The organism is Cedecea sp. P7760 (assembly GCF_013386425.1).
Lineage (GTDB): Bacteria > Pseudomonadota > Gammaproteobacteria > Enterobacterales > Enterobacteriaceae > Cedecea > Cedecea selenatireducens.
The window spans coordinates 17287-42371 of sequence record NZ_JACARU010000016.1 but is presented as its reverse complement, the minus strand read 5'-3'; the positions used below and the strand labels follow the sequence as shown (position 1 = coordinate 42371).

General features: G+C 56.0%; 23 protein-coding genes. 12 read left to right on the top strand and 11 right to left on the bottom strand.

The features are described 5' to 3' along the window. Positions 1 to 33: 33 nt before the first annotated feature. The gene (gene rimO, locus HX778_RS07460; RefSeq protein ID WP_038481148.1) at positions 34 to 1359 is read right to left on the bottom strand and encodes a 30S ribosomal protein S12 methylthiotransferase RimO; all 1326 of its coding nucleotides are present in this window, start codon (positions 1357 to 1359) and stop codon (positions 34 to 36) included. A 334-nt stretch (positions 1360 to 1693) separates the two neighbouring features. On the opposite strand from rimO, the gene HX778_RS07455 reads away from it, so the two are divergent. The 5 genes from HX778_RS07455 to HX778_RS07435 all read left to right on the top strand — a co-directional run bounded on the left by HX778_RS07455 (position 1694) and on the right by HX778_RS07435 (position 8018). Beyond that, positions 1694 to 2278, top strand: a complete 585-nt coding sequence (locus HX778_RS07455; RefSeq protein WP_176981645.1) for a hypothetical protein — start codon at positions 1694 to 1696, stop codon at positions 2276 to 2278. Between the two features lie 229 nt (positions 2279 to 2507). Continuing rightward, a complete protein-coding gene (locus HX778_RS07450) occupies positions 2508 to 4370 on the top strand; it encodes a beta-glucoside-specific PTS transporter subunit IIABC (RefSeq protein WP_176981644.1) in 1863 nt (620 codons plus the stop codon). Between the two features lie 18 nt (positions 4371 to 4388). Next, positions 4389 to 5813 carry a glycoside hydrolase family 1 protein gene (locus HX778_RS07445; protein WP_038481150.1) on the top strand — a complete coding sequence of 475 codons (1425 nt, stop codon included), beginning with the start codon at positions 4389 to 4391 and terminating at the stop codon, positions 5811 to 5813. 64 nt (positions 5814 to 5877) lie between these two features. Further along, the gene (gene licT, locus HX778_RS07440; protein ID WP_176981648.1) at positions 5878 to 6702 is read left to right on the top strand and encodes a BglG family transcription antiterminator LicT; all 825 of its coding nucleotides are present in this window, start codon (positions 5878 to 5880) and stop codon (positions 6700 to 6702) included. 197 nt (positions 6703 to 6899) lie between these two features. Then, entirely contained in the window at positions 6900 to 8018 is a 1119-nt protein-coding gene (locus HX778_RS07435) for a PQQ-dependent sugar dehydrogenase (protein WP_176981643.1), read from the top strand. Here the strand turns inward: HX778_RS07435 and HX778_RS07430 are convergent. Beyond that, positions 8010 to 8636 carry a glutathione S-transferase family protein gene (locus HX778_RS07430; RefSeq protein WP_038481152.1) on the bottom strand — a complete coding sequence of 209 codons (627 nt, stop codon included), beginning with the start codon at positions 8634 to 8636 and terminating at the stop codon, positions 8010 to 8012. The genes HX778_RS07435 and HX778_RS07430 overlap by 9 nt on opposite strands. A gap of 248 nt (positions 8637 to 8884) precedes the next feature. On the opposite strand from HX778_RS07430, the gene dacC reads away from it, so the two are divergent. Next, positions 8885 to 10090 carry a serine-type D-Ala-D-Ala carboxypeptidase gene (gene dacC, locus HX778_RS07425; protein ID WP_038481153.1) on the top strand — a complete coding sequence of 402 codons (1206 nt, stop codon included), beginning with the start codon at positions 8885 to 8887 and terminating at the stop codon, positions 10088 to 10090. A 3-nt stretch (positions 10091 to 10093) separates the two neighbouring features. Here the strand turns inward: dacC and deoR are convergent, their stop codons facing one another. From deoR to HX778_RS07410, 3 genes are all read right to left on the bottom strand, one after another. Continuing rightward, positions 10094 to 10858 (bottom strand): DNA-binding transcriptional repressor DeoR, encoded by a 765-nt coding sequence (gene deoR / locus HX778_RS07420; protein ID WP_038481154.1) that lies wholly within the window; start codon positions 10856 to 10858, stop codon positions 10094 to 10096. 87 nt (positions 10859 to 10945) lie between these two features. Continuing rightward, complete coding sequence (gene ybjG, locus HX778_RS07415) at positions 10946 to 11554, bottom strand: undecaprenyl-diphosphate phosphatase (protein ID WP_038481155.1); 609 nt, start codon at positions 11552 to 11554, stop codon at positions 10946 to 10948. Next, entirely contained in the window at positions 11551 to 12273 is a 723-nt protein-coding gene (locus HX778_RS07410; RefSeq protein WP_038483347.1) for a phosphatase PAP2 family protein, read from the bottom strand. The genes ybjG and HX778_RS07410 overlap by 4 nt, the downstream gene beginning before the upstream one ends. A 193-nt stretch (positions 12274 to 12466) precedes the next feature. On the opposite strand from HX778_RS07410, the gene HX778_RS07405 reads away from it, so the two are divergent. Next, entirely contained in the window at positions 12467 to 13699 is a 1233-nt protein-coding gene (locus tag HX778_RS07405) for an MFS transporter (RefSeq protein WP_038481156.1), read from the top strand. A gap of 159 nt (positions 13700 to 13858) precedes the next feature. Here HX778_RS07405 and metG read toward each other — a convergent pair whose 3' ends face one another. After that, entirely contained in the window at positions 13859 to 15895 is a 2037-nt protein-coding gene (metG, locus tag HX778_RS07400) for a methionine--tRNA ligase (RefSeq protein WP_176981642.1), read from the bottom strand. Positions 15896 to 16057: 162 nt separating this feature from the next. Between metG and apbC the strand changes: the two genes are divergently transcribed. Beyond that, positions 16058 to 17170: an iron-sulfur cluster carrier protein ApbC gene (gene apbC, locus HX778_RS07395; RefSeq protein WP_176981641.1), complete on the top strand. Its 1113-nt coding sequence runs from the start codon at positions 16058 to 16060 to the stop codon at positions 17168 to 17170. Between the two features lie 129 nt (positions 17171 to 17299). Here the strand turns inward: apbC and HX778_RS07390 are convergent, their stop codons facing one another. Next, the gene (locus HX778_RS07390; protein ID WP_176981640.1) at positions 17300 to 17725 is read right to left on the bottom strand and encodes a GNAT family N-acetyltransferase; all 426 of its coding nucleotides are present in this window, start codon (positions 17723 to 17725) and stop codon (positions 17300 to 17302) included. Between the two features lie 168 nt (positions 17726 to 17893). On the opposite strand from HX778_RS07390, the gene HX778_RS07385 reads away from it, so the two are divergent. Continuing rightward, positions 17894 to 18367 carry a DUF1456 family protein gene (locus HX778_RS07385; RefSeq protein ID WP_008455188.1) on the top strand — a complete coding sequence of 158 codons (474 nt, stop codon included), beginning with the start codon at positions 17894 to 17896 and terminating at the stop codon, positions 18365 to 18367. Between the two features lie 51 nt (positions 18368 to 18418). On the opposite strand, the gene HX778_RS07380 is transcribed toward HX778_RS07385, so the two are convergent. From HX778_RS07380 to HX778_RS07370, 3 genes are all read right to left on the bottom strand, one after another. Beyond that, positions 18419 to 18712, bottom strand: a complete 294-nt coding sequence (locus HX778_RS07380) for a hypothetical protein (protein ID WP_235212887.1) — start codon at positions 18710 to 18712, stop codon at positions 18419 to 18421. A 219-nt stretch (positions 18713 to 18931) separates the two neighbouring features. Continuing rightward, a complete protein-coding gene (locus HX778_RS07375) occupies positions 18932 to 19942 on the bottom strand; it encodes an alpha/beta hydrolase (RefSeq protein ID WP_176981639.1) in 1011 nt (336 codons plus the stop codon). A 171-nt stretch (positions 19943 to 20113) separates the two neighbouring features. Next, positions 20114 to 21043 (bottom strand): LysR family transcriptional regulator, encoded by a 930-nt coding sequence (locus HX778_RS07370; RefSeq protein ID WP_218167045.1) that lies wholly within the window; start codon positions 21041 to 21043, stop codon positions 20114 to 20116. Between the two features lie 71 nt (positions 21044 to 21114). On the opposite strand from HX778_RS07370, the gene HX778_RS07365 reads away from it, so the two are divergent. The 3 genes from HX778_RS07365 to HX778_RS07355 all read left to right on the top strand — a co-directional run bounded on the left by HX778_RS07365 (position 21115) and on the right by HX778_RS07355 (position 23839). Continuing rightward, the gene (locus tag HX778_RS07365; RefSeq protein WP_176981638.1) at positions 21115 to 22116 is read left to right on the top strand and encodes an aldo/keto reductase; all 1002 of its coding nucleotides are present in this window, start codon (positions 21115 to 21117) and stop codon (positions 22114 to 22116) included. A 72-nt stretch (positions 22117 to 22188) separates the two neighbouring features. Next, positions 22189 to 23412, top strand: coding sequence for an MFS transporter (locus HX778_RS07360; protein WP_176981637.1), 1224 nt, complete (start codon positions 22189 to 22191; stop codon positions 23410 to 23412). Between the two features lie 10 nt (positions 23413 to 23422). Continuing rightward, positions 23423 to 23839 (top strand): heme-binding protein, encoded by a 417-nt coding sequence (locus HX778_RS07355; RefSeq protein WP_176981636.1) that lies wholly within the window; start codon positions 23423 to 23425, stop codon positions 23837 to 23839. A 39-nt stretch (positions 23840 to 23878) separates the two neighbouring features. Here the strand turns inward: HX778_RS07355 and HX778_RS07350 are convergent, their stop codons facing one another. Continuing rightward, positions 23879 to 24925: a LacI family DNA-binding transcriptional regulator gene (locus HX778_RS07350; RefSeq protein WP_255483359.1), complete on the bottom strand. Its 1047-nt coding sequence runs from the start codon at positions 24923 to 24925 to the stop codon at positions 23879 to 23881. Positions 24926 to 25085 lie beyond the last annotated feature (160 nt).

Below are 25085 nucleotides of genomic sequence, written 5' to 3'. Positions count from 1 at the left end.
AGAAGCGAGGCACGGTTCCGACAGGCAAAAAAATTAAACCACTGAACCCCACAGATCGTACTCATCCGCGTTCTCAACCTTCACGCGGACAACGTCGCCTGGCTTCAGCTTCGTTTCGCCGTTCAGGTAAACCGCGCCGTCGATTTCCGGTGCGTCCGCCATGCTGCGGCCAATAGCCCCTTCTTCGTCTACTTCATCAACCATCACCAGAATCTCGCGGCCCACTTTTTCCTGCAGGCGCTCGGCGGAGATTTTCTGCTGCAGCTGCATAAAGCGGTTCCAGCGCTCTTCTTTCACCTCTTCCGGCACCTGGTCCGGCAGCTCGTTGGCGGTCGCGCCGTCAACCGGGCTGTACTTGAAGCAGCCTACGCGATCCAGTCGTGCTTCTTTCAGGAAATCGAGCAGCATCTCGAAGTCTTCTTCGGTTTCACCCGGGAAGCCAACGATAAAGGTTGAGCGCAGGGTCAGATCCGGGCAGATTTCACGCCATTGCTTGATGCGCTGCAGCTGACGGTCCGCAGAGCCAGGGCGCTTCATCAGCTTCAGAATGCGCGGGCTGGCGTGCTGCAGCGGGATGTCGAGGTACGGCAGGATTTTGCCTTCCGCCATCAGCGGGATCACATCGTCTACGTGCGGGTACGGGTAAACGTAGTGCAGACGAGTCCAGACGCCAAGCTTAGCCAATTGCTCGCACAGGCTAACCATGCTGGTTTTTACCGGCGCGCCGTTCCAGAAACCGGTGCGGTGCTTAACGTCCACGCCGTAGGCTGAGGTATCCTGGGAGATAACCAGCAGCTCTTTCACGCCGGCTTCCACCAGACGTTTTGCCTCCGCCAGTACGTCACCGATTGGACGGCTGTCCAGGTCGCCACGCATGGACGGGATAATGCAGAAGGTGCAGCGATGGTTGCAGCCTTCGGAAATTTTCAGATACGCGTAGTGGCGCGGCGTCAGCTTCACGCCCTGTTCCGGCACCAGGCTCAGGAACGGGTTGTGCTGAGGTTTTGGCACGTAGTGGTGAACATGCTCCAGAACCTGCTCGTAGCTGTGCGGGCCGGTAATTTCCAGCACTTTCGGATGCACTTCACGGATCTGATCCACTTTGGCACCCAGGCAGCCGGTGACAATCACCTTACCGTTTTCGTTCAGCGCTTCGCCGATGGCTTCCAGAGATTCCTGCACGGCGCTGTCGATAAAGCCGCAGGTGTTGACGATAACCATGTCGGCGTCGTCGTAGCTTGGCACCACGTCATAACCTTCGGTGCGCAGTTCAGTCAGGATGCGTTCGGAGTCCACGAGATTTTTCGGGCAGCCGAGGGAGACAAACCCGATACGGGGCTGTTGGGTTACATTGCTCATAGCTTAAAAAGTGTTCAATTATTAGAAAGATTAGGGCAGCGATTCTACAGAGGTTAGTCGGGAATTTGTACTGGAGAATTGCAGCTCGCATTTTGTGCTTTTTTAGCGTCGTCGGCGGACATCCCTTTAACCATCGGCTTTGTGTGAAAGTTATCCAGCCATAAACCCCGTTTTATCACTCCGATTAATCCCATTGCAGATTTTAATTTCTCCTTAAATCAACTACCTGAACATACCACTAAAATTGGTAGGTTTTGTGATAACGATCGTTTTTATTTGATTGATTGATAAAAACGATCAATTATCAGTAAGTTACAAAAATAAGGGAATATAAATGAACATGCAGCATTGGGCGCTGCCGATCTCCACTCTGGATGGGCAACTTTTAGGCGTTGAGCTCGAAACCCGCGTTGAAGTTAACGGCTGTCGGATGTTAATCGCTCACGGAATGAAAGAAACGATTTTCCACCACTCTTTGCGTGAGGCGCAAAGCGACTGGCTGGAGAAAAAAGCCGGCTGGTTTACCGATAACAATCTTTTTTGCGTGGTGAAGGGAGAGCCCGGCTGTCTCGAACACGCGTTGCCGTTTATGAAATTTTTTAGCAACTCTCGTGCAGAGCACCCGTCATCGGGATTTTGGGTCGATGATATGGGCGGCAGAAACAGCAGCGCGCTGCCTCTGTTTACCGAGGGCTGCGAATGCGTTCGCTTCAATAAGTCTTTTACGGAGCTGAATATTAGCCGGGCTATTTTCCCCGTGCTGCTGGAAAACGTTCGGCGTCACTGCAAGAAGATAATCGTGCCGGTCTCCTCCCGGCAGTATCACGGCATGCTGAGCAAAGCCGGGGTCTGGGCGGTGCAGGGGCAATATCGACCGGTCCACTTTAGCCACTGCGAGCTTCTACTTTCCCGGCGCTGACGATTAAAACTGTTCCCGGTAACAATTTTCTGCACCGGGTCACAGATTCAGCCATTGAGGATTGTGGCCCCGAATTATGTTTTATATAACGAACTCACATTAAGGACGTCATCGGGCCAGACCTGAGCGAAACCTGACCAGCAGCATGTTGCATTACGCCGACATGCTGCTGGTCAGGTTTTTTTTTGGCCCGGATATAACAAGACTCGCTGAGTGAAAGGTAAAAAATATGAATATCAAAGCATTAGCTGAAGATGTTTTACGGCTGGTCGGCGGCGAGAGCAACGTCGTCACGGTGGTGCACTGCGCGACCCGGCTACGTTTTTCTCTGCGCGATATCGGGCATGTGGATATCGCGGCGCTTGAACGTCTGGACGGGGTTATCACCACGATGCAGGCTTCCGGGCAATTCCAGGTGGTTATCGGTAACCGGGTCGCGGAGGTTTATCGCCAGATAGGCGAGATTTCGTCTTTGTTGGACGACAGCCGTTCCGAGCGGCAAAGCAGCCAGTCTAGCCGCACCAATATCTTCAGCAAAATGATCGACATTATTTCGTCGATTTTCACCCCGCTGCTGGGGGCGATGGCCGCCTCGGGCGTACTGAAAGGGTTGCTCAGCATCGCGTTAAGCGAAGGCTGGATGAGCAAAACGGAAAGCACCTACATCATTTTAGCGGCGGCGGCAGACAGCCTGTTTTACTTCCTGCCAATCATGCTGGCTATTACCACCGCGCGAAAATTTCAGGGCAATATCTACGTCGCCGTTTCCATTGCCGGGGCGTTAATTTATCCGTCGATTATCGAACTGTTCAACACCAAAGCGGATGTGAGCTTCGCGGGGATCCCCGTGGTGTTGATGAAGTACACCTCGACGGTTATCCCGATTATTCTGGCCGTCTGGGTGATGTGCCAGCTGGAGCGGCTGTTCAATAAGTACATCCATGAAACGGTACGCAGCATCGTGACGCCGTTCCTGCTGCTGGTGATCATGGTGCCGTTGACGCTTATCACCATCGGGCCGATTGGTATTTACACCAGCGAATATGCGGCCAGCTTCTTTGTCATCGTCTTTGGTTTCAACGCTATCCTGGCCGGGGCGCTGATTGCCGCGGTATGGCAGATCCTGGTCATTTTCGGCATGCATTGGGCCTTTACGCCGGTCATCATCAACGACATCACGACTATTGGGCGCAGCACGCTGAAGGCGGCCACCGTGCCTGCCGTCTTCGCCCAGGCGGGGGCGGTGCTGGCGGTCATGCTGAAAACAAAAAATAAGAAAATGAAGGCGCTGGCGGGCAGTACGTTTATTACCGCGCTGTTCGGGATTACTGAACCTGCGGTTTACGGCGTAACGCTCAAGCTGAAAAGACCTTTTGTTTGCGCCGTGATTGCCGCTGCCGTGGGCGGCGGGATCGTGGGCTACTTTAACAGCGCGGCTATCTCAACCGGGATCCCAAGCCTGCTGACGCTGCCTATCTTCTATGGCGAAGGTTTTGGCGGCCTGATTCTGGGCATCTGTGTTTCCTTTGTCCTCGCAGCCGTCCTGACCTGGATAGTCGGTTTTGAGGATATTCCTGAAGATGAGCAGCAGGTTAGCGACGCTGCAACAAAACCCACCCTTACACAGGCGCCAGCCGTCAACGCAGAGCAGATTACTGCGCCTATGAGCGGGGAAATTGTTCCGCTCGAACAGGTTAACGATAAGGTCTTTTCGAGCGGCGTTGTGGGCGACGGGCTGGCGATACGCCCGGACGGTAATCAGGTCTTCTCGCCCGTGGATGGCACCATCTCGGCCACCTTTGACTCCGGTCATGCGCTGCAAATTCTCTCCAGCAGCGGCGCGGAGGTACTGATTCACGTTGGGCTCGATACCGTTCAGCTCAACGGGGAGCACTACCGCATTCACGTTCGCGAAAGCCAGCAGGTCAAACGCGGCGATCTGCTGCTCGAATTCGATCGCGAAGCCATAGAAAAGGCGGGCTACGACACCATTACGCCGGTCATCGTTGCCAACGCCGACAGCTATCACCAGCTGCAAAAACAGACGCAATCGCAGGCGCGGGTCGGCGAAATGCTTCTCTCTTTATCCTGAGCCATTAAGGAGCTACCTATGAGATATCGCGAACTAAAACCTTTCCCACAAGGCTTCCTGTGGGGGGCATCAACGTCTGCTTATCAGGTTGAAGGTGCCTGGAACGAGGACGGAAAGGGGCTGTCGGTCATTGATGCACGTGAAAGCTACCCGGATGGGACTACGGATTTTAAGGTCGCCAGCGATCACTATCATCGCTACCGTGAGGATATCGCGCTTTTCGCCAGGCTGGGGTTCAAAACCTATCGCTTCTCGATTGCCTGGACGCGCATTATTCCCGACGGCAACGGTGAAGTTAACGCGGCCGGTATCGCCTTTTATCACAAGGTGATCGATGAGCTTCGGCTGCATAATATTGAGCCGATAGTCACGATGTACCACTTTGATTTGCCCCAGGCGTTACAGGCAAAAGGCGGCTGGTATAACCGCGCCAGCGTCGATGCTTTTGCCCGCTATGCCAACGTCCTGTTCGATGAATTTGGCGACAAGGTAAAGTACTGGCTGACCATCAATGAACAGAACTTAATGATTTTGCAGGGCGAGGCGCTGGGTACGCTGGATCCAAAGCTTTCGACGCAGGCGGACAAAAAGAAGAATCTTTATCAGCAAAACCATCACATGATGGTGGCCCAGGCGATGGCGATGCGTGACCTGCACACCAAATACCCTCATTCGAAGATTGGTCCCGCGCCGAATATTGCGGTGATTTACCCGGCCACCAGTAAGCCGGAAGATGTTCAGGCCGCCTTTAACTACAATGCCATTCGCAACTGGCTGTACCTGGATATGGCGGCGAGAGGGGAATACAACACGCTGGCCTGGCGCTATATGGAAGAGAAAGGGTATACCCCGGAGATGATGCCCGGCGATACCGAGGTGCTGAAGCGCGGTCGTCCCGATTTTATCGCTTTTAATTACTACACCACTCAGGCCGTAGAAGCGAGCCGCGGTGACGGCAATGACGAAGTGGTGCGCGGGGGGAATAAGCTCCTGAAGTCGGGAGAGGACGGCGTCCACCGTGGGGCAGCGAATCCACATTTGCCCCGTACCCAGTTCGGCACTGAGATTGACCCGGTAGGGTTCCGCAATACGCTGCGTGAAATCTGGGATCGCTACCATTTGCCGTTGCTGATTACGGAAAACGGGCTGGGGGCATTTGATAAGCTTGATGAAAATGAGGAAGTTCAGGACGACTACCGTATCGATTTTCTGCGGCTGCACATTGAACAGATGCAGCTGGCGATAACCGACGGCGTGAAGGTCTTTGGCTATACGCCCTGGTCGGCGCTCGATCTTATCTCCACGCACCAGGGATGTTCAAAACGTTACGGTCTAATCTATGTGAATCGCGATGAATTTGACCTGAAAGATTTGCGGCGTATCCCGAAGAAAAGCGCAGGCTGGTACTCCGAGGTGATGAAAAATAACGGTTTATCGGACTGACCGGACATGGGCGGCAGCGCTGCAAAGCGGCCGCCCTGAATTGATAACCAGCGAGGTTACGGTGATTACCGTTCTAAAAGTTTTGAGCAATAACGCCGTTATTGCCTTAGATGCTAAACACGGTGAAATTGTGGCGCTGGGGCGGGGCATTGGCTTTGGCAAACGGGAAGGCGATCCGCTTCCAGCCGAAGGCATTGAGAGCCAGTTCGTCAAGCAAAGCGGCGGGGTCAACGCGCTGTTAAGCGAACTGGTCAGCTCCATTCCACTGGAATGCCTGTTGATTACGCAAACGGTGCTGCAGCTGGCGCAGCAGCGACTCGCCATTGACGTGCAGGAGTCGCTAATTTTTGCGCTTAGCGATCACATAAACTTCGCCGTCCAGCGCCACAGAAAGGGCCACGCAATCAAGAATATGTTGCTGTGGGACATCAAAAAATTCTATGCGCCCGAGTTTGCTCTGGCGCAGGAGGCGGTCGAGTTAATTAACCGCAGGCTGGAGGTCGACCTGCCGGAGGATGAAGCCGGATTTATTGCTTTACACCTGGCCAATGCCAAAGTGAACGATATGCAAAGTACCCTGCAAAGCGCCACGATAATCAAAGATATTCTGTCGATCGTTAAATACGAACTCAAAATAAAATATGACGAAAACTCGGTTAATTACCAGAGAATGATTACCCATCTTAAGTTTTTCACCCTGCGGATGATGAACAAAAGCCACGTCAATCATAAAGATAAAAGCCTCTATGACGGGATCAAAGAAGCGATGACCCAGTCCTGGCACTGCGCGCTGAAGATCAATGACTATCTCAGTAAGAACTACGCCTGCCCGCTGACGCTGGATGAAACCATGTTTTTAACGATTCATATCAACCGACTGCGCGAGTAGGGTGCGGGGCAAATGTAAAATGAGGGGGCGCAAAGATGGCCCAGCGTACATCTCGGTAGACGCGGCGAAGCTTGAAGCCTGACCAAACCGATCGCGGGGAGCCCATCATGCTCCCCGTTTTTAATGTTATGTAAAAGCGAGCGTCCCGTTTTCCCCGGCGGCTACCCTTAACGGATAGCCAAAACCAGGAGATTGCCATGACGCCGTTCCCGCCCCGCACGCTTATCGCCGCCACGCTGCTTTTCTCATCCTCTTATACTCTGGCCGCAGAAACCAAAGTCGACGTGCTGCAAACCAACCTGCCTCATCCGTGGGCGCTGGACTTTCTGCCCGATAACCAGGGCATGCTGATTACCCTTCGCGGCGGGGAGCTGCATCGCTGGCAGCAGGGGAAAGGGTTATCCGTGCCGATTAGCGGCGTGCCTGTGGTTTGGGCGCACGGGCAGGGCGGCTTGCTTGACGTGGTGCTGGCGCCTGATTTCGCCAGCAGCCGCCGCGTGTGGCTGAGCTTTGCCGAAGGCGGTAGCGACAATAAAGCCGGTACCGCCGTGGGATACGGCACTCTGAGTCAGGACATGAAGCGGCTGGAGAACTTTAAAGTTGTGTTCCGCCAGGCGCCAAAACTCTCCACCGGAAATCACTTCGGCGGGCGGATGGCGTTCGACGGGAAAGGTCACCTCTTTATCGCACTCGGCGAAAACAACGCACGCGCCACCGCGCAGGATCTCGATAAGCTGCAGGGCAAAGTTGTGCGCCTCAACGCCGACGGTTCTGTGCCGCAGGACAACCCGTTTGTGGGCAGGCAGGGCGTCCGGCCGGAAATATGGTCTTACGGTCACCGCAACCCGCAGGGGTTAGCGATTAACCCGGCCAACGGCGAGCTGTGGTTAAACGAGCACGGGCCGCGAGGCGGGGACGAAATCAATATCCCGGCCGCCGGGAAAAACTACGGCTGGCCGCTTGCCACGTGGGGCATTAATTACAGCGGGCTTAAAATTCCTGAAGCGAAGGGTGGGGAGGTCGAAGGCACTGAACAGCCCGCGCATTACTGGAAAGTTTCCCCGGCGATAAGCGGGATGGCGTTTTATCAGGCCGATACGTTCCCGCAGTGGAAAGGCAAGCTGTTTATCGGCGCGCTGAAAGAAAAGAATCTGATTGAGCTGACGCTGAACGGCGACAAGGTGACGGGCGAGCAGCGGCTGCTGGACGATCGTAATAAGCGCATCCGCGACGTACGCGTCGGCCCGGACGGCTATTTGTACGTCCTGACCGACGAGTCTGACGGCGAGTTGCTGAAACTCAGCCCGTCAGCTTAGCGGGATCATAATGACTTTCTGGAACGCCGGGCGCTGGGTCAGTTGCTGATACCAGCGCTGGAGGTTTGGCACCGCATCCCACGGAATATCAAGGTTGAGCAGGCTATAAATTTGCGGGCCGAAGGCAATATCTGCGGTGCTGAATGCGTCTCCGCCGAGCCACGGCTGTTTTGCCAGCCCGGCATCGGCAATGGCAAACAGCTTGTTACAGGCGACGATACCACGCTCAATTTGTTCCTGGCTCCGCTGTTCAGGCGGCAGACGTACCATATTGAAGAAGACGTCGCGGTAAGGGCCGGACACTGCCGTGGCAGACCAGTCCATCCATTTTTCCCCTTTGGCGCGATCGGCGGGGGCGTTCACCCACAGCGAGTCACGGCCATATTCTGCGGCCAGGTAACGCACAATGGTATTGGACTCCCAAAGCGTCAGCCCGTGTGCGTCATCATGAATACACGGCACCAGCCCGTTCGGGTTCATCGCCAGGTATTCTGCGTCGTGCGTCAGGCCAAATTTTCCGCCTGCGGGAACGGAACGGTATGGCAAGTTCAGCTCTTCCAGACACCACAGCACTTTTTTGACATTGGTGGAATTATCTCTGCCCCAAACGGTAATCATGATGGTTCCTTTTTTTGCAGGTGGACATCGAGTATGCCCGGCTCCGGTCACGAAAACACCACTGTTTCTCAACCAAAGCTAAAAAAATCAGCGTGACGGCGGCAACTCGTGCAGATATCGAATAAACTTAAAAAACTTTACCAACTCTATGTTTCTTTAAGTGGATTCGTGCGTTATTACTCACACCCTGACATACGGGTGGCGGTGCGCACCGTGAATTTTTTAAGAATGGATACTCAGGTGGTTTTATGAAGAGCTTGCAAATGCCTGCAACACTACGTGGTTTAGTCGCAGGGACAACCCTGCTGCTGATAGCGGCTCCTGCGCTGAGCGCTGAGCAGACCGCAGATGCTCCCCAGGTCGATGCAAAAGCCTGGATTTTGATGGATTACGCCAGTGGGAAAGTGCTGGCGGAAGGAAATGCCGACGACAAGCTCGATCCGGCAAGTCTGACCAAGCTGATGACCAGCTACGTGGTGGGCCAGGCGCTAAAAGCAGGCAAAATTCACCTGACGGATATGGTCACCATCGGGAAAGATGCCTGGGCTACCGGCAACCCGGTGCTGCGCGGCTCTTCGCTGATGTTCCTGAAGCCGGGCGATAAAGTCTCGGTGGAAGACCTGAACAAGGGCGTTATCATTCAGTCCGGGAACGACGCCAGCATTGCCATTGCCGACTATGTGGCGGGCAGCCAGGATTCGTTCGTCAGCCTGATGAACAACTATGCGCAGAAGCTCAACCTCACCAACACCACCTTTAAAACCGTGCACGGCCTGGATGCGCCGGGCCAGTTCAGTACCGCTCGCGATATGGCGCTGCTGGGACGTGCGCTGGTTCATGACGTGCCGGACGAGTACGCGGTTCACAAAGAAAAAGAGTTCACCTTCAACAATATCAAGCAGCCGAACCGTAACCGCCTGCTGTGGAGCTCGAATCTTAACGTTGACGGCATGAAAACCGGCACCACCGAAGGGGCGGGCTATAACCTGGTCGCTTCTGCAACGTCCGGCGATATGCGCCTGGTGTCCGTGGTGCTGGGTACCAAAACCGACCGTATCCGTTTTAACGAAAGTGAAAAGCTGCTGACCTGGGGCTTCCGCTTCTTCGAAACCGTGACGCCGATTAAGCCGGATGCCACTTTCGTGACCCAGCGCGTCTGGTTTGGCGATAAGAGCGAGGTTAATCTTGGCGCGGGGGAAGGCGGCTCGGTGACCATTCCTCGTGGCCAGCTGAAAAACCTCAAGGCAAGCTTTACGCTGAACGAGCCGCAGCTGACCGCTCCGCTGAAAAAGGGCCAGGCTGTAGGCACCATCGACTTCCAGCTTAACGGCAAATCGATTGAACAGCGTCCGCTGCTGGTGATGGAGCCGGTAGAAGAGGGCGGTTTCTTCAGCCGCATGTGGGACTTCGTGCTGATGAAATTCCACGGCTGGTTCGGGAGCTGGTTCTCTTAAGCGCTACCACTTCAGCGTCAGGTTTTCCGCCGCGGCGAAGTCAATAAACTCCGCGGCGGGAGGCCGGTTGCTGATAATCGTTTCAAACGCCGTCAGCGGCCCCATGCAGGCGGCGCGTACCTTGCCAAACTTGGTATCATCCACCACCAGAATATTCCGCTGGGCCATGCTCAAAGCCCAATGCTTCACTGGCAGCTCATCAAGATTAAAACAGGTCGCGCCGTGGCGCAGATGCACCCCTGCCGCCGATAAGAACGCAATATCCGGGCAGATATTCCCCAGACACTCCTGAAAGTTGATCGGCTTGAAAATCGCATTGCTGGCGTGAAACTCGCCGCCGCTTAAAATCACCCGGCAGTTGGGCTTATCCTGCAGCGCCAGAAAGGTGTTGAGGGAATAACACAGGCCGGTAAACGGCAGCTCATCGTCAAGGGCGTCGATAATATAAGGCGTGGTGGTGCCGCAGTCGAAGAACACGGTTTGATGCGGCTCAACGTGCTGCGCGGCAAGTCTTGCGGCGTGGCGCTTTTCTTCAACCTGACGCGTTTTTTCATCGCTCAGCAGATAGTGGCTGGCCCCCGCGCTGCGAGGCTCCAGCATCACATAGCCGCCCAGCAGAACGACCTGGCCCGGCTCGCTGTTAAGGTCGCGGCGGATGGTCATTTCTGACACGCCAAGCAGCTGCGAGGCTTCTTTTAGATGAATTTTATCGCTGCGCTTCAGCGCCTGTAGCAGGCGGTTAATGCGCTCGTCACGGCGGGTTTCCATAGGCCTTCTGCGTTTTTATCCCCTCGCCCCGGTGGGGAAAGGGGCAGGAGGAAATTAAGTTAACGCATCTTACCTGTGGAAAAACGCTTAGTCACGCACCCAGCCTTTGCGGATAGGCAGTGAGAAGCAGTAGCGATAAATCTGATGCAGGCGCTGGTGGATTTGCGGCCCGCGCAGGTTCCAGACAATCTGCGACAGCAGGCAGGCGCTCATGCCGACCAGCAGGCCGCCCAGCATATCCAGCGGCCAATGCACACCAAGGTAAACGCGGGACCAGGCAATCGCGCAGCCGATGGCAAACAACACCACGCCGGACCAGATGCGATGCCAGCACAGGAACGCCAGCGCAAAGGTGAAAATTACCGTGCCGTGGTCGCTCGGGAAGGAATCATCCGGCGCGTGGTGCAGGAAGTTGTAGCCAAGCCCGACAACGAAAGGCCGGGGATGCGGGAACAGGTGCCCGATGACCCACGAGAGCGCCACGCTAATCACCAGCGCCATCCCCGTTTTGATAACCACCTGACGTTGAGCGGACATCTGTTTGCGCTGGCCCCACAGCCAGAGCACGACGATCAGCAGCGGGACGATGCTGATCAGATCGCGAGCGAAGAATATTGCCAGCTTAACCATCCACTCCGGTGAAGACGGCGTGGCATTAATGAGCAAAAAAAGATTCTGGTTGAGCGTTTCCATCATAACTTGTCCTGTTCCTTAACTAACCAGGTGGAAATCGCGCCGTAAAGCGCCACCTGGGTTACCCATACCCACCAACCTGCCCACAGGTTGTGGCTGAAAAAGTGCGCGCCGCGCATCACCTGGCCGTATCCCATGCTCAAGCCAAGAAACAAGCCAAAGCCGAGGAAAAACCACGCCAGGCGCGGGCGTTCATGGTAAAACAAGAAAAACAGCGCCATGACGCCAAAGCCGCTGGAAGCATGGCCGCCGGGGAAGCATCTTCCCGGCCCGCTGTCTGCCGGTGCGGCCCCGAACAGTGGGTAAGATGCCGCATTGCCGCCGTACTCCATCAGGCTCCACGGGCACGAATGGTGGCTAAACCCTTTCAGGATGCCGACCGTTAATGCACCCAGCCCGATAAGCAGCGCCACCACGACCAGCCGAGGCTGACGGCGCCAGAGCCCCCACAGCAGCGCGATAACGCCGCCAGCAATCACTAAATCCTTCAACAGGCGGTGGTTCAGCAGATCCAACAGCCGGTCGTTTTGCAGCGGAAAGCTACGGCTTGCGGCGTCAAACCAGTAGCCGGTCAGCCAGCGGTCGAGCCCTTCATCCCGCGAAAGCCAGCTAAAAACGACAGCCAGTATTATCAGGATGCAAAGCTGGAAAAGATAGAAGCGGGGTGGCAGTCGGTAAAGCAGTTTTGTCTTATTTACCGTTGGTTTAGGAAAACTTGTCATCATGTAAATGGCGAATACCGTACTGACCTTAATATAATGGCAGCAGAATATTCATCGCAGATTAAGAAATCCTTAATAGAATTGAGTTATCATGGGCGCGCATTTACAGCCCGTGCTATTTGTCAGCCTTTGACTACCGCTGGCACGGGCAATTGAATACACTCTGCGCGTTTCTTTATCTTCTGAGTTCCTAATGCAAAATAATACGATAGCTAACAAATCGTTAGGCCGTCAGGCGTTGCTGTTCCCGCTCTGCCTGGTGCTCTACGAATTCTCAACTTATATCGGCAATGACATGATCCAGCCGGGGATGCTGGCCGTCGTGGACCAGTTCCAGGCGGGCGTGGAATGGGTACCGACCTCGATGACGGCTTACCTGGCCGGCGGCATGTTCCTGCAGTGGCTGCTCGGGCCGCTGTCTGACCGTATTGGCCGCCGTCCGGTGATGCTGACCGGCGTGGTCTGGTTTATTGTCACCTGCCTTGCCACGCTGCTGGCGCAGGATATTCAGCAGTTCACCTTCCTGCGCTTCCTGCAGGGCGTCAGCCTGTGCTTTATCGGCGCGGTGGGTTACGCCGCTATTCAGGAATCGTTCGAAGAGTCGGTTTGTATCAAGATAACGGCGCTGATGGCGAACGTGGCGCTGATAGCGCCTCTGCTGGGGCCGCTGGTGGGCGCGGCGTGGATACACGTTGCTCCCTGGGAAACAATGTTCATCCTGTTTGCACTGCTGGCCGCTATCTCTTTCTTCGGGCTGCACAAGGCCATGCCGGAAACTGCAACGCGCCTCGGCGAGAAGCTTTCTCTGAAAGAGCTTGGGCATGACTATAAGCTGGTGCTGAAAAACCTGCGGTTTGTCTCGGGTGCGCTGGCGACGGGCTTTGTGAGCCTGCCGCTGCTGGCGTGGATTGCCCAGTCGCCGGTGATTATCATCAGCGGGGAAAATCTCAGCACCTATGAATACGGCCTGCTGCAGGTGCCTATCTTTGGCGCGCTGATCCTCGGTAACCTGGTGCTGGCGAAGCTTACGTCCCGCCGCAGCGTGCGAAGCCTGATTATTATGGGCGGCTGGTGGATTGTACCCGGCCTGATTGTGGCCGCGGTGGCAACGGTGGTTTCTTCCCACGCTTATCTGTGGATGACCGCGGGCCTGAGTCTTTATGCCTTCGGTATCGGCCTGGCGAACGCCGGCCTGGTGCGCCTGACGCTGTTTGCCAGCGACATGAGTAAAGGTACGGTGTCGGCGGCGATGGGGATGCTACAGATGCTTATCTTTACGGTCGGTATTGAGCTGAGCAAGCATATTTATCAGTTCGGTGGCAACGGGCTGTTCAGCCTGTTTAACCTGCTGGGCGGCGTGCTCTGGCTTGGCTTAATGGTGGTGTTCCTGAAGGATAAAACCGTCGGGCAGGCGCGAGACGCCTGATTTTACCCTCACCCTAACCCTCTCCCTAAAAGGGCGAGGGGATAAAGGCAAGGTAGTTCGATTGCTTTGCATCCTCTGCCTAAAAGGGCAGGGATAAAGACAGGCAGTTAAATTGTTTTGCACCCTCTCCCCTGTGGGGAGAGGGTCGGGGTGAGGGGCTTACTTAACCGCCATGCCCGGCTGGGCACCGCTGTCCGGGCTCAGCAGGAAGATATCTTTCCCGCCAGGACCTGCGGCCATCACCATCCCTTCAGAGACACCAAAGCGCATCTTACGTGGGGCGAGGTTGGCCACCATCACGGTCAGGCGACCTTCCAGCTTCGACGGGTCAGGATAAGCGGTACGAATACCGGAGAAGACGTTGCGTTTCTCGCCCCCGAGGTCAAGCGTCAGGCGCAGCAGCTTGTCGGAGCCTTCTACGAATTCCGCTTTCTCAATCAGCGCGATGCGCATATCCACCTTCGCGAAGTCATCAAAGGTGATGGTCTCCTGAATCGGATCGTCCGCCAGCGGGCCGGTTACCGGCGTGGAATTCAGCGCCTTCACTTCTTCTTTAGACGCTTCTACCAGCGCTTCAACCTGTTTGGTTTCAATACGGTTATACAGCGCCTTGAAGCTGCTCACTTTGTGGTTCAGCAGCGGCGTGGCGATGCTGTCCCAGCTCAGTTCGGCGTTCAGGAACGCTTCTGCACGTTCAGTCAGCGACGGCAGAACCGGCTTCAGGTAGGTCATCAGCACGCGGAACAGGTTGATGCCCATGGAGCAGATAGCCTGCAGGTCAGCATCGCGGCCTTCCTGTTTAGCCAGAACCCACGGAGCCTGTTCGTCCACGTAGCGGTTAGCGATATCCGCCAGCGCCATGATCTCGCGAACGGCACGGCCAAACTCACGGCTATTCCATGCTTCACCGATGCTTTCTGCCGCGTCGGTAAAGGTTTTGTACAACTCGGCATCGGCAATCTCTGCCGCCAGCATGCCGTCAAAACGTTTGGCGATGAAGCCGGCGTTACGGGAGGCAAGGTTCACCACTTTGTTGACGATGTCGCTGTTCACGCGCTGCACGAAGTCTTCCAGGTTAAGGTCGATATCGTCGATGCGGGAAGAAAGTTTCGCGGTGTAGTAGTAGCGCAAGCTGTCGGCATCAAAGTGATTCAGCCAGGTGCTGGCTTTGATGAAGGTACCGCGAGACTTGGACATCTTCGCGCCGTTTACCGTCACGTAGCCGTGCACAAACAGGTTGGTCGGCTTGCGGAAGTTGCTGCCTTCCAGCATGGCTGGCCAGAACAGGCTGTGGAAGTAAACGATGTCTTTGCCGATGAAGTGGTACAGCTCGGTGCTGGAATCTTTCTTCCAGTATTCGTCGAAGCTGGTGGTGTCGCCGCGCTTATCGCACAGGTTCTTAAAGGAGCCCATGTAGCCGATCGGCGCATCCAGCCAGACGTAGAAATATTTTCCCGGTGCGTTCGGGATTTCGAAGCCGAAGTAAGGCGCATCGCGGGAGATATCCCACTGCTGCAGGCCGGACTCGAACCACTCCTGCATCTTGTTAGCCACCTGCTCCTGCAGCGCGCCGCTGCGGGTCCACGCCTGCAGCATTTCGCTGAAGGACGGCAGGTCGAAGAAGAAGTGCTCGGAATCACGCATTTCTGGCGTCGCGCCGGACACCACGGATTTCGGATCGATAAGTTCGGTTGGGCTGTAGGTTGAGCCGCACACTTCACAGTTATCGCCGTACTGATCCGGAGCTTTACATTTCGGGCAGGTTCCTTTGACAAAACGGTCCGGCAGGAACATGCCTTTTTCCGGATCGTAGAGCTGAGAAATAGTGCGGTTCTTGATAAAACCGTTCTCTTTCAGGCGGCCATAAATCAGCTCCGACAGCTCGCGGTTCTCGTCGCTGTGCGTGGAGTGGTAGTTGTCATAGCTGATGTTAAAGCCTGCAAAATCAGTCTGATGCTCCTGACTCATTTCGGTAATCATCTGCTCCGGGGTAATGCCCAGTTGCTGAGCTTTCAGCATGATAGGCGTGCCGTGGGCGTCGTCTGCGCAGATGAAGTTAACCTCGTTGCCGCGCATTCGTTGGTAACGGACCCAGACATCAGCCTGAATATGCTCCAGCATGTGACCGAGGTGGATTGAGCCGTTTGCGTACGGCAGGGCGCACGTTACCAATATTTTTTTCGCGGGTTGAGTCATAGTGGGAATTGCATCTTCTGATTTAAAAAAGGGGATTCGATATTACCGGATTGGCAATTGTTTAGTAACCCCAAAGCCCGCAATAACCGCACATGAATAGGCGGCGCGGTTTCTGGTATGCTTAGCGGATTGCAATGTCCGATAAAAACATAAGGAGTCGGGATGAATTCGCAATCCCCGTCCAGCAAGTCCCCGGAACAGCTACGCGCGATGGTCGCCGGGACCCTGGCCAATTTTCAGCACCCTACCTTGAAGCACAATCTCACCGCGTTGAAGGCGCTGCACCATGTGGCGATGCTTGACGACACGCTGCACGTCGAGCTACAGATGCCGTTCGCCTGGCAAAGCGGGTTTGACGCCCTGAAAGAGACCTGCAGTTCAGACCTGCTGCGGATCACCGGCGCGAAAGCGGTGGACTGGAAGCTGCATCACCACATTGCCACGCTTAAGCGGGTTAAGAACCAGCCCGGCGTTAACGGCGTAAAAAATATCATTGCCGTTAGCTCCGGCAAAGGCGGCGTGGGGAAATCGACCACTGCGGTAAACGTGGCGCTGGCTTTGGCGGCTGAAGGGGCCAAAGTCGGTATTCTCGATGCCGATATTTATGGCCCGTCGATCCCAACCATGCTGGGCGCTGAGCACGAACGCCCAACGTCCCCGGACGGCAAGCACATGGCGCCGATCGTGGCGCATGGCCTGGCGACCAACTCGATTGGTTACCTCGTCACCGACGAAAACGCCATGGTCTGGCGCGGCCCGATGGCCAGCAAGGCTTTGATGCAGATGCTGCAGGAAACCCTGTGGCCTGACCTGGATTACCTGGTCATCGATATGCCGCCGGGCACCGGTGATATCCAGCTGACGCTGGCGCAGAACATCCCGGTTACCGGGGCGATGGTGGTCACCACGCCGCAGGACATCGCGCTGATTGACGCCCGCAAAGGGATCGTGATGTTCGAGAAAGTTGAGGTGCCGGTCGTGGGCATTGTAGAGAATATGAGCATTCATATTTGCAGCAACTGCGGCCATCAGGAGCCTATCTTCGGCACGGGCGGCGCTGAGAAGCTGGCGCAGCAGTATCACACGACTTTGCTGGGCCAGCTGCCGCTGCACATTACGCTGCGTGAAGACCTGGATGCCGGTAAGCCGACGGTCATCAACCGCCCGGAAAGCGACATCACCACGCTGTACCGTGAGCTGGCCGGCCGCGTGGCCGCTCATCTTTACTGGAACGGGGAAGTGATCCCGAGCGAGATCGCCTTCAGAGCGGTGTGAAAATTTAGACGCAGCTCCATTCTTGCTTTCCCCCTCTCCCTCTGGGAGAGGGCCCATTCTTGCTTTCCCCCTCTCCCTCTGGGAGAGGGCCGGGGTGAGGGGGAGAGATTATTTTCAGGAGATGAGGGGCTACTTCAGCACATAATGCAGTAAATAATACTCGCCGTCGGGCCCGTCTCCCGGCGCTTCTATATGCCAGCCGTTACGCCGATAAAACTCAATCGCGTGTTCATTTTTCGCCAGGCACTTTAACGATCCCGTGCCGGTAAATTCACTCTGCACTTTCTCCAGCAGCGCCTTGCCCGCACCCGTTCTCTGAGATTCCGGGCTGACGAACAGGTTATGCAGAAAGTTGTCCTGTACCCAGACGGAAGCGAAGCCAATGCGGTGCCCGTTTTCTTCGGCTACCCAGATGCGTTCATCCTGAGTGGAACTGTCAAAGTCTTCAAGCTGCCAGGCGCTGCTGTCCAGCCAGGGCCAGGCTTTTCGGCGGGCGTGGAGATAAAGGGTACGTAGGAAGGGACGGTCAGATTCTTGCCAAAGTCGTAGTATCAAATGGTTGCCTTTTATGAGGAAAATTCGCCCATCGAGTCTACCCTTAAGCCTGAGCGTTGCCAATAAACGGCCGCCAATGACGGGACAAGCGGATAAATCCGCCTGGTTTATGTTACAACGCGGTCGCTTCTCTATATACTGCCCGCTTTTGGACCCTGAGATTGCCCCATGTTGAATAATGACGTACTGCTAAGCGTTCGCTATATGCTGAACCTGAATAACGATGGAATCGTTAAGATCCTTGCCCTGACCGGCACCGACGTCCCCGCTGAACAAATCGTTCCGTGGCTGAAGAAAGAGGACGAAGAGGGCTTCAAAGCCTGCCCGGATCTGATCATGGCAAACTTTCTCAACGGTCTGATCTACTTCAAACGCGGCAAAGATGAAAGCAAACCGGAGCCGAAGCTTGAGCGTCGGATGACCAACAACATTATCCTGAAAAAGCTGCGTATCGCTTTTGAGCTGAAGTCCGACGACGTGCTGGAGATTCTGACCGCCCAGCAGTTCCGCATCTCTATGCCGGAAATTACCGCCATGATGCGTAACCCGGATCATAAAAACTACCGCGAGTGCGGCGATCAGTTCCTGCGCTACTTCCTGCGCGGCCTGACCCAGCGTCTGAAGCCTGCGAAAGCGGAATAAGACGATGCGCGGGTGAGGCTCTCTCACCCGCCAGATAAAAGCCTTGATGCGTTACTTTTCTGTCGGAATAATTTCCCCGTGAGCCCGGTGTTTACCGGTCCAACTGACGGAAGGACTGCCGTCAGGCATCACCGCAATGGATAACACCACGCCCTGACCATGCGCCTCATAGAAGTTATCGTTGACCTTCTTCAACACCATCTGCTTGCCGTTGAGAAAGACCGGCCCCCCGTTATCGATATGCACATCCCCCGGCGCACCGTGCCCGTTGAACAGCGGCAGGGCGGCGTTTGCCAGGCCGCTGACCAGGCCCAGCGGCAGAATCAACTTTTTCAGCTTGCTCATCAGTCATTCACTCATCTGTCTTATTAGTAATTAATTTCATCGCGGAATAATACAATTTCTATTATTCGCGAACAGATATCTTGCGCTTTCGGCGGAGCGCCACCTTGACGTGAATCAACCAGGTCAATGTCGGCAGATGAATTTTTTTGCACGATCGATGATGGCAGCTGAAGTCCAAAGGGGATAACTGCCGTTACCCCCAATTCTACCGCGCTGGGCTTAGTTCAGGTGGGCACGAAGCTCGCCTGCGGCCTGGGCAAGAGCGGTGCGCACGGTCGGCTCTTCGCTAATTGCGTTCAGCAGGCCGTAATCGTGGATCATGCCATTATAGCGGGTGACGGTCACCGGTACGCCTGCGGCGTCAAGCTTGCGGCCAAAGGCTTCGCCTTCATCGCGCAGTACGTCGAGTTCCGCCGTCTGAATCAAGGTTGGCGGCAGGCCTTTCAGCTGCTCGCGGCTGGCTTGCAGCGGAGAGGCGAGAATATTGCGGCGATCGCTCTCTTTCGTGGTGTAGCTATCCCAGAACCATTTCATCATGTTTTTACTCAGGAAATAGCCGTTTGAGAACTGGTTATAGGAGCCGGTATCAAAGCGAGCATCGGTCACCGGCCACAGCATAACCTGGTAGCGAATCGCCGGGGTATGCTGGGCTTTGGCCTGTAGCGCTACGGCGGCAACCATATTCCCGCCCACGCTGTTCCCGGCCAGCGCCAGGCGGCTGCCGTCTACGCCAATTTCGCTGCCGTGTTCGGCAACCCAGCGGGTGGCTTCATAGGCCTGATTGATGGCAACAGGGAAGTGCGCTTCCGGCGACGGGGTGTAGTTCACGAACACCGCCGCCGCGCCTGACTCAGAGACTAAATCACGCACCAGGCGCTCGTGGGTCTGGAAGTCGCCCAGCACCCAGCCGCCGCCGTGGAAGAACATAAATACCGGCAGCGTGCCGCTGGCGTTTTCCGGCTTAACGATGGTCAGCGTCAGGGGTTTTCCACCAACGGTAATTGTCTTTTCAGAGACCTCGGCGGCGGGCAGTTTGGCCCCTTCCTGGGCGCCGATCAGTACCTGACGCGCGGCCTGCGGGGTGAGCTGCTCGATGGGTTTACCGCCACCGCTGTTTAAAACGGAGAGGAATTTACTCACGCCAACCGTCGGGGCAGGCGCATCGGCGGCGAAAGCAGAGGTAAGGCTTGAGGCGGTTAAACCCATGGCTATCAGTAATGAGCGTGACATATTATCTCCTTTGCGATTGTATCGCGTGCTATTTAATTGCGGCTGAAGCGCCGTAATGTGGCGCTGACTGCGGATGAATTTAAATAGCGCGCTATGTTATTGCAAGCTATTTAATTCCGGTAGCACGAAGGAGAACGTTTAGTAATTGATTATTAACATGAAATATTTATGTCAGTACAGCGTGGCCTCGCGCATCATCTCGATAAGCCTTCTCAGGCCAGGATGAAGCTGCCTGCGGCTCGGGTAATACATCACCATCGGCTCGTCTTCACAGACCCATTCCGGGATAACCTGCACCAGCTGGCCGCTTTCCAGCAGAGGGCGAACTCGTACGTCCAGGCAATACGCCAGGCCAAAGCCGTTTAAAGCGGTGTCGATGATCATGTCACTTTCGTTAAGAATCAGCGAACCGGGCACATCCAGCGCCAGCGCCTCTTTGCCCCGGTTAAGCTCCCACTTGTAAAGCGTGCCGTTGCCTAGCCGCATGCGGATGCACTGATGCCCAAAGAGATCGTTCGGGTGAGACAGGGGCAGGTGAGCGCTATTTTTCAAATACTCGGGCGAGGCGACAACAATCCACCGGAGCTTGCGCGTCACCGGCATGGCAATCATATCTTTGGGGACGCTCTCGCCGTAGCGAATCCCGGCGTCATAGCCGCTGCCGATAATATCGACCAGAGTGTTGTCGACGGTTATTTCCATCTGAAGCCGTGGATACAGGGACATAAATTTCGCCAGCACCGGGGCAAACAGCAGCTGCGCGGCGTCTCGCGGAATATTAATTCGCAGCCGCCCGACCGGGGATTCACGGTAATGATCGAGCTCATCGAGCGCCATGCGGATATGGGAAAAACCGGTTTCCAGGTGGCCAAGCAGGGCTTCGCCGGCGTCGGTTGGCACCACGGAACGGCTGGTGCGGTTGAGCAGGCGAACCCCGAGTCGTTCTTCCAGCCCGCGCATGGTATGGCTCAGCGCCGAGGTGGAAACGCCCAGCTCGGAGGCCGCCAGGCGGAAGCTTTTGCGGCGGCAAATAGTTAAAAAAACGTTGAGGTCGGCAAGCTCGCCGCGGACCGGAGCAGGCATAAAAGTGGCCTTCGTCATCAAGGGTTCGTTGAAATTAATTCAACTTAACATGAGTTATTATAAGTTCACAGAACAGACAGGGGTAAATCATGGCAATCGAAACGATTCACATTGCGGGCATCACCGAGCCGGTCAGCCGTATCGGCCTGGGAACGTGGGCCATTGGCGGCAGCATGTGGGGCGGCAGCAACGACGAGCAGTCGATTGCCACGCTGCATGAGGCGCTGGAGCGCGGCATCAACCTTATCGACACCGCGCCCGTTTATGGCTTCGGGCATTCGGAAGAGGTGGTGGGCAAAGCGCTGGCAGGCCGCCGTGACAGGGCCATTATTGCCACCAAGGTGGCGCTGGACTGGGACGATGCAGGCCGCGTCTCGCGCAATTCCACGCCGCAGCGCATTCGTCAGGAAATAGAAGACTCGCTCCGCCGCCTGCAAACGGATTACATTGACCTGTACCAGGTTCATTGGCCGGACGATTTGGTGGCGATTGAGGAAACCGCACGCGTGCTCGAAACGCTACACCAGCAGGGGAAGTTCCGCGCGCTGGGCGTCAGCAACTATTCGCCAGTACAGATGGATCGGTTCCGCAGCGTGGCTCCGCTGGCGACGATGCAGCCGCCGCTGAACCTGTTTGAACGTGGCGAAACAGAAACGGAGCTGCTGCCGTATGCGAAATATCACCAGATGGTCGTGCTGGCCTATGGCGCGATTTGCCGTGGCCTGCTGTCAGGCCGAATGACGCCGGAAACCGTATTTGGTGAAGGCGACTTGCGCAGCTTCGATCCTAAATTCCAGCCGCCGCGCTTTGCGCAGTATCTGGCGGCGGTCGAAGCGTTGAAGGCCTTTGCTGAAGCGCGTTACGGCAAGAGTGTGATGGCGCTGGCGCTGCGTTGGGTTCTCGATGCGGGTCCAACCATCGCGCTGTGGGGCGCTCGCCGTCCGGAACAGCTAAACGGGGTGGAAGAGGTTTCCGGCTGGACGTTGACCGCCGAAGACAAACGCGACATCGACGCCATTTTAGCTGAGCACATTAGCACGCCGCTGGGGGCCGAATTTATGGCGCCCCCGCACCGTAAAACATCGCTTTAGTACTCTCTCGCGCCCCGAGCGAATCCGCGCCCGGGGCGTATTTTGTTGTTCACCTGCACAAGTTAAAAAACTATGTCATCACTTAATGAACAGGCCCAGGAACGAAGGGCCGATACGGTTTCCCTGTCGCGTTCGGGGCTGCTGAAAGCGCTGTTCGCGCTCGGCATGGGCGGCTTCGCCATCGGTACCGGCGAATTCGTTATCATGGGATTGCTGCCCGATGCCGCTAACGGGCTGCACGTTTCCATTCCTTCTGCGGGCCACCTGATCAGCATTTACGCGCTGGGCGTGGTGGTCGGTGCTCCGCTACTGGCTGTGCTTGGCGCACGCATGGCGCGGCGAGATTTTCTTATTGCCTTGATGGCAATGTTCGCCGTCGGCAACCTGCTGAGTGCTTTTGCGCCCGGGTACTACTCGATGATGCTGGCGCGTTTTCTGGCCGGTTTCCCGCACGGCACGTTCTTTGGCGTGGCAGCATTGCTGGCGGCAAGCCTTGTTGAACGTTCGAAGCGTGCGCAGGCGGTGTCGATGGTGCTGCTGGGCCTGACAATCGCCAATTTACTGGGCGTACCGGCGGTGGCGGCCATCGGGCAGCTGTTCGGCTGGCGCAGCGCGTTTGCTATCGTGGGTGGTCTTGCCGTATTGACGCTGATTCTGGTGTGGGCCTGGGTTCCCTGGCGTGCCGGGGATAAAGATGCCAGTCCGCTGCGTGAGCTGACCGCGCTGACCCGTAAGCAGGTACTGCTGACGCTGGCTATCGGCGCCATTGGCAGCGGCGGGATGTTCTCCGTCTTCAGCTACGTCAAGCCAACGATGCTGGAGCTGGCGCACCAGTCGGTGGGCATGATCCCGGTGATCCTGTCGATGTTTGGCCTGGGTATGATAGTCGGCAATATTGTCGGCGGTCGCCTGGCGGATCGCGGGCTGGAGAAAACCGTTCGCCTGCTGCTGATTTGGGCGATCCTGGTGCTCAGCGCATACGTTTATACCTCGCATTATCCGTGGCTTGGTGCGGTAACCGTGATGCTGGTGGGCACCATGGTGTCGCTCTCCTCGGTGCTGCAAATTCGCCTGATGGACGTTGCCGGTGATGCGCAAACCATGGCGGCAGCGATGAACCACTCGGCGTTTAACATTGCCAACGCGCTGGGCGCCTGGCTTGGCGGGGTGACTATTTCAGCCGGGTTTGGCTGGGAGTCCACCGGCTGGGTCGGTGCGATTCTGGCGGTCTTCGGCCTGCTTATTCACACCTGGGCGGTTATGGACGCCAAAAAACATCCCCCGTTAGCCCATTGAGGTTTCTATCGTGACGGTCAGTTTAGCTCTTGCAGAAACGCTGCTCGCCAGCGTAAAAACGGCGGTAGAAACTCACCGCTTTCCACCCGTTTCAGCCGTGGTGCTGGACGGCGGCGGCCATCTAACGGCCTTTGCCCGTATGGACGGGACTTTCCTGGCCACCATTGATATCGCCATGCGCAAAGCGCGTACGGCGGTGTTGTTCCAGGCCAACAGCGAAGACGTGGGCATGAATTTGCATCCGAACGGCCCTGCCTATTCGCTCGAGAACAGCAACGGCGGGCTGGTGGGCATTGCCGGCGGTATCCCGCTGCGAAACGCTGAGGGCGTGGTTATCGGCGCTATTGGCGTGTCGGGCGCCACCAAAGAGCAGGATGGGCAAATCGCGGCTTTTGCGGTGGAGGCAGTGTCAGGTAGCCGTGTTTAAATGATCAAAAGGAGCGAATTTCGCTCCTTTTTCTTTGACTCATTTTTGCTGAAAATAAGGACCTTTCCCTACGGATTCGCGCACGATCATCTCTGAACTGTACAAGTTATCTTTTGAAAAATACCCTCCGTCCAGCATCGCCGTCAGGCGGTTAATTACCTCATGGATCATCTCGCTCACCGGCTCTTTCACGCTCGACAGCGGGGGGGAGAGAAAAGCCCCGGTCGGGACATTATCAAAGCCGATAACGGAAACATCGCCTGGCACCGACAGGCCAGCCTGACCGAGCCTGCTGATGGCGCCGATAGCCATCTCATCGTTGCTGGCGACCAGGGCGCTGAAGCGCTGCTTCGTGGAGAGCAGGTGTTCAACGCCAGAAGCGCCGCTGGCGGGCGTCCATTTCCCGGTGGCAATCAGTGCTTCTCGCACCGGCAGCCCCGCCTGTTCAAGCGCCTCGCGGTAGCCAGCAAGGCGCTCTCTTGCCGTCGGAGAATCAAGCACGCCGGTAATAAAAGCAATGTCCCGGTGGCCCTGCTCAATCAGATAACGCGTGGCGTTGAAGCTGGAGCCTTTATGATCGCAGCAAATACAGTGGCTTTGGTGTTTGCGCAGCTTACGGTTCATCACCATGATCGGCTGCCTGTGCCGTTCAATCAGCTCGTCCATCTCGTCCACGCTGAGAAAACGGGGATAAACGATTACCGCATCGCAGTGTAAATCGAGCAGGAACTGCACCGCCGCCTGCTCTTCGTGGGCGCTGTGTTTCCCGTCGGCGAGGATCAGCTGCCGCCCGCTGGCCTCCAGCTTTAGCGCGGCCTGGGAAAGCAGTTCGCTAAAATAATTCCCGCTGTACAAGGTGTTGGTCACCACCAGGCCAATGTAGCCTGATTTGCTGGTCGCCAGGTTACGCGCCAGCAGGTTTGGCCGGTAGCCCGTTTCCTGAATCGCCTGGTAAACCTGCGTTTTGGTGGCCTCGCTCACGTAGCCTTTCCCGGACAGCACGCGCGAAACGGTCGCCTTTGACACGCCTGCTTTTTTCGCCACTTCCTGCATTGTCGACATGAGGGCTTCCCGTAAGTTCGTCATTTCTGACCATTTTACACATTTCACCGTCGGGACGCAGCGTAGGCTGTATTTCGACATGAATCACAAAATTTGATCGCCAAAAAAATAATCGTTGTGATCTGATTTTTAACTAAACATGATTATGTGGAACCGGTTACCTACGAAATCATAACAAGAGAGT

What these genes read in the sequence shown, in the direction of transcription:
- HX778_RS07380 (WP_235212887.1), bottom strand. Translation starts at nt 18,712, where the DNA reads ATGAGCAAGCTGAAAAAGTTGATTCTGCCGCTGGGCCTGGTCAGCGGC.
- HX778_RS07385 (WP_008455188.1), top strand. Translation starts at nt 17,894, where the DNA reads ATGTTGAATAATGACGTACTGCTAAGCGTTCGCTATATGCTGAACCTG.
- metG (WP_176981642.1), bottom strand. Translation starts at nt 15,895, where the DNA reads ATGACTCAACCCGCGAAAAAAATATTGGTAACGTGCGCCCTGCCGTAC.
- dacC (WP_038481153.1), top strand. Translation starts at nt 8,885, where the DNA reads ATGAAGAGCTTGCAAATGCCTGCAACACTACGTGGTTTAGTCGCAGGG.
- HX778_RS07410 (WP_038483347.1), bottom strand. Translation starts at nt 12,273, where the DNA reads ATGACAAGTTTTCCTAAACCAACGGTAAATAAGACAAAACTGCTTTAC.
- rimO (WP_038481148.1), bottom strand. Translation starts at nt 1,359, where the DNA reads ATGAGCAATGTAACCCAACAGCCCCGTATCGGGTTTGTCTCCCTCGGC.
- apbC (WP_176981641.1), top strand. Translation starts at nt 16,058, where the DNA reads ATGAATTCGCAATCCCCGTCCAGCAAGTCCCCGGAACAGCTACGCGCG.
- HX778_RS07435 (WP_176981643.1), top strand. Translation starts at nt 6,900, where the DNA reads ATGACGCCGTTCCCGCCCCGCACGCTTATCGCCGCCACGCTGCTTTTC.
- HX778_RS07370 (WP_218167045.1), bottom strand. Translation starts at nt 21,043, where the DNA reads ATGACGAAGGCCACTTTTATGCCTGCTCCGGTCCGCGGCGAGCTTGCC.
- HX778_RS07405 (WP_038481156.1), top strand. Translation starts at nt 12,467, where the DNA reads ATGCAAAATAATACGATAGCTAACAAATCGTTAGGCCGTCAGGCGTTG.
- HX778_RS07360 (WP_176981637.1), top strand. Translation starts at nt 22,189, where the DNA reads ATGTCATCACTTAATGAACAGGCCCAGGAACGAAGGGCCGATACGGTT.
- HX778_RS07365 (WP_176981638.1), top strand. Translation starts at nt 21,115, where the DNA reads ATGGCAATCGAAACGATTCACATTGCGGGCATCACCGAGCCGGTCAGC.
- ybjG (WP_038481155.1), bottom strand. Translation starts at nt 11,554, where the DNA reads ATGATGGAAACGCTCAACCAGAATCTTTTTTTGCTCATTAATGCCACG.
- HX778_RS07450 (WP_176981644.1), top strand. Translation starts at nt 2,508, where the DNA reads ATGAATATCAAAGCATTAGCTGAAGATGTTTTACGGCTGGTCGGCGGC.
- HX778_RS07430 (WP_038481152.1), bottom strand. Translation starts at nt 8,636, where the DNA reads ATGATTACCGTTTGGGGCAGAGATAATTCCACCAATGTCAAAAAAGTG.
- HX778_RS07455 (WP_176981645.1), top strand. Translation starts at nt 1,694, where the DNA reads ATGAACATGCAGCATTGGGCGCTGCCGATCTCCACTCTGGATGGGCAA.
- HX778_RS07350 (WP_255483359.1), bottom strand. Translation starts at nt 24,925, where the DNA reads ATGACGAACTTACGGGAAGCCCTCATGTCGACAATGCAGGAAGTGGCG.
- HX778_RS07375 (WP_176981639.1), bottom strand. Translation starts at nt 19,942, where the DNA reads ATGTCACGCTCATTACTGATAGCCATGGGTTTAACCGCCTCAAGCCTT.
- deoR (WP_038481154.1), bottom strand. Translation starts at nt 10,858, where the DNA reads ATGGAAACCCGCCGTGACGAGCGCATTAACCGCCTGCTACAGGCGCTG.
- HX778_RS07445 (WP_038481150.1), top strand. Translation starts at nt 4,389, where the DNA reads ATGAGATATCGCGAACTAAAACCTTTCCCACAAGGCTTCCTGTGGGGG.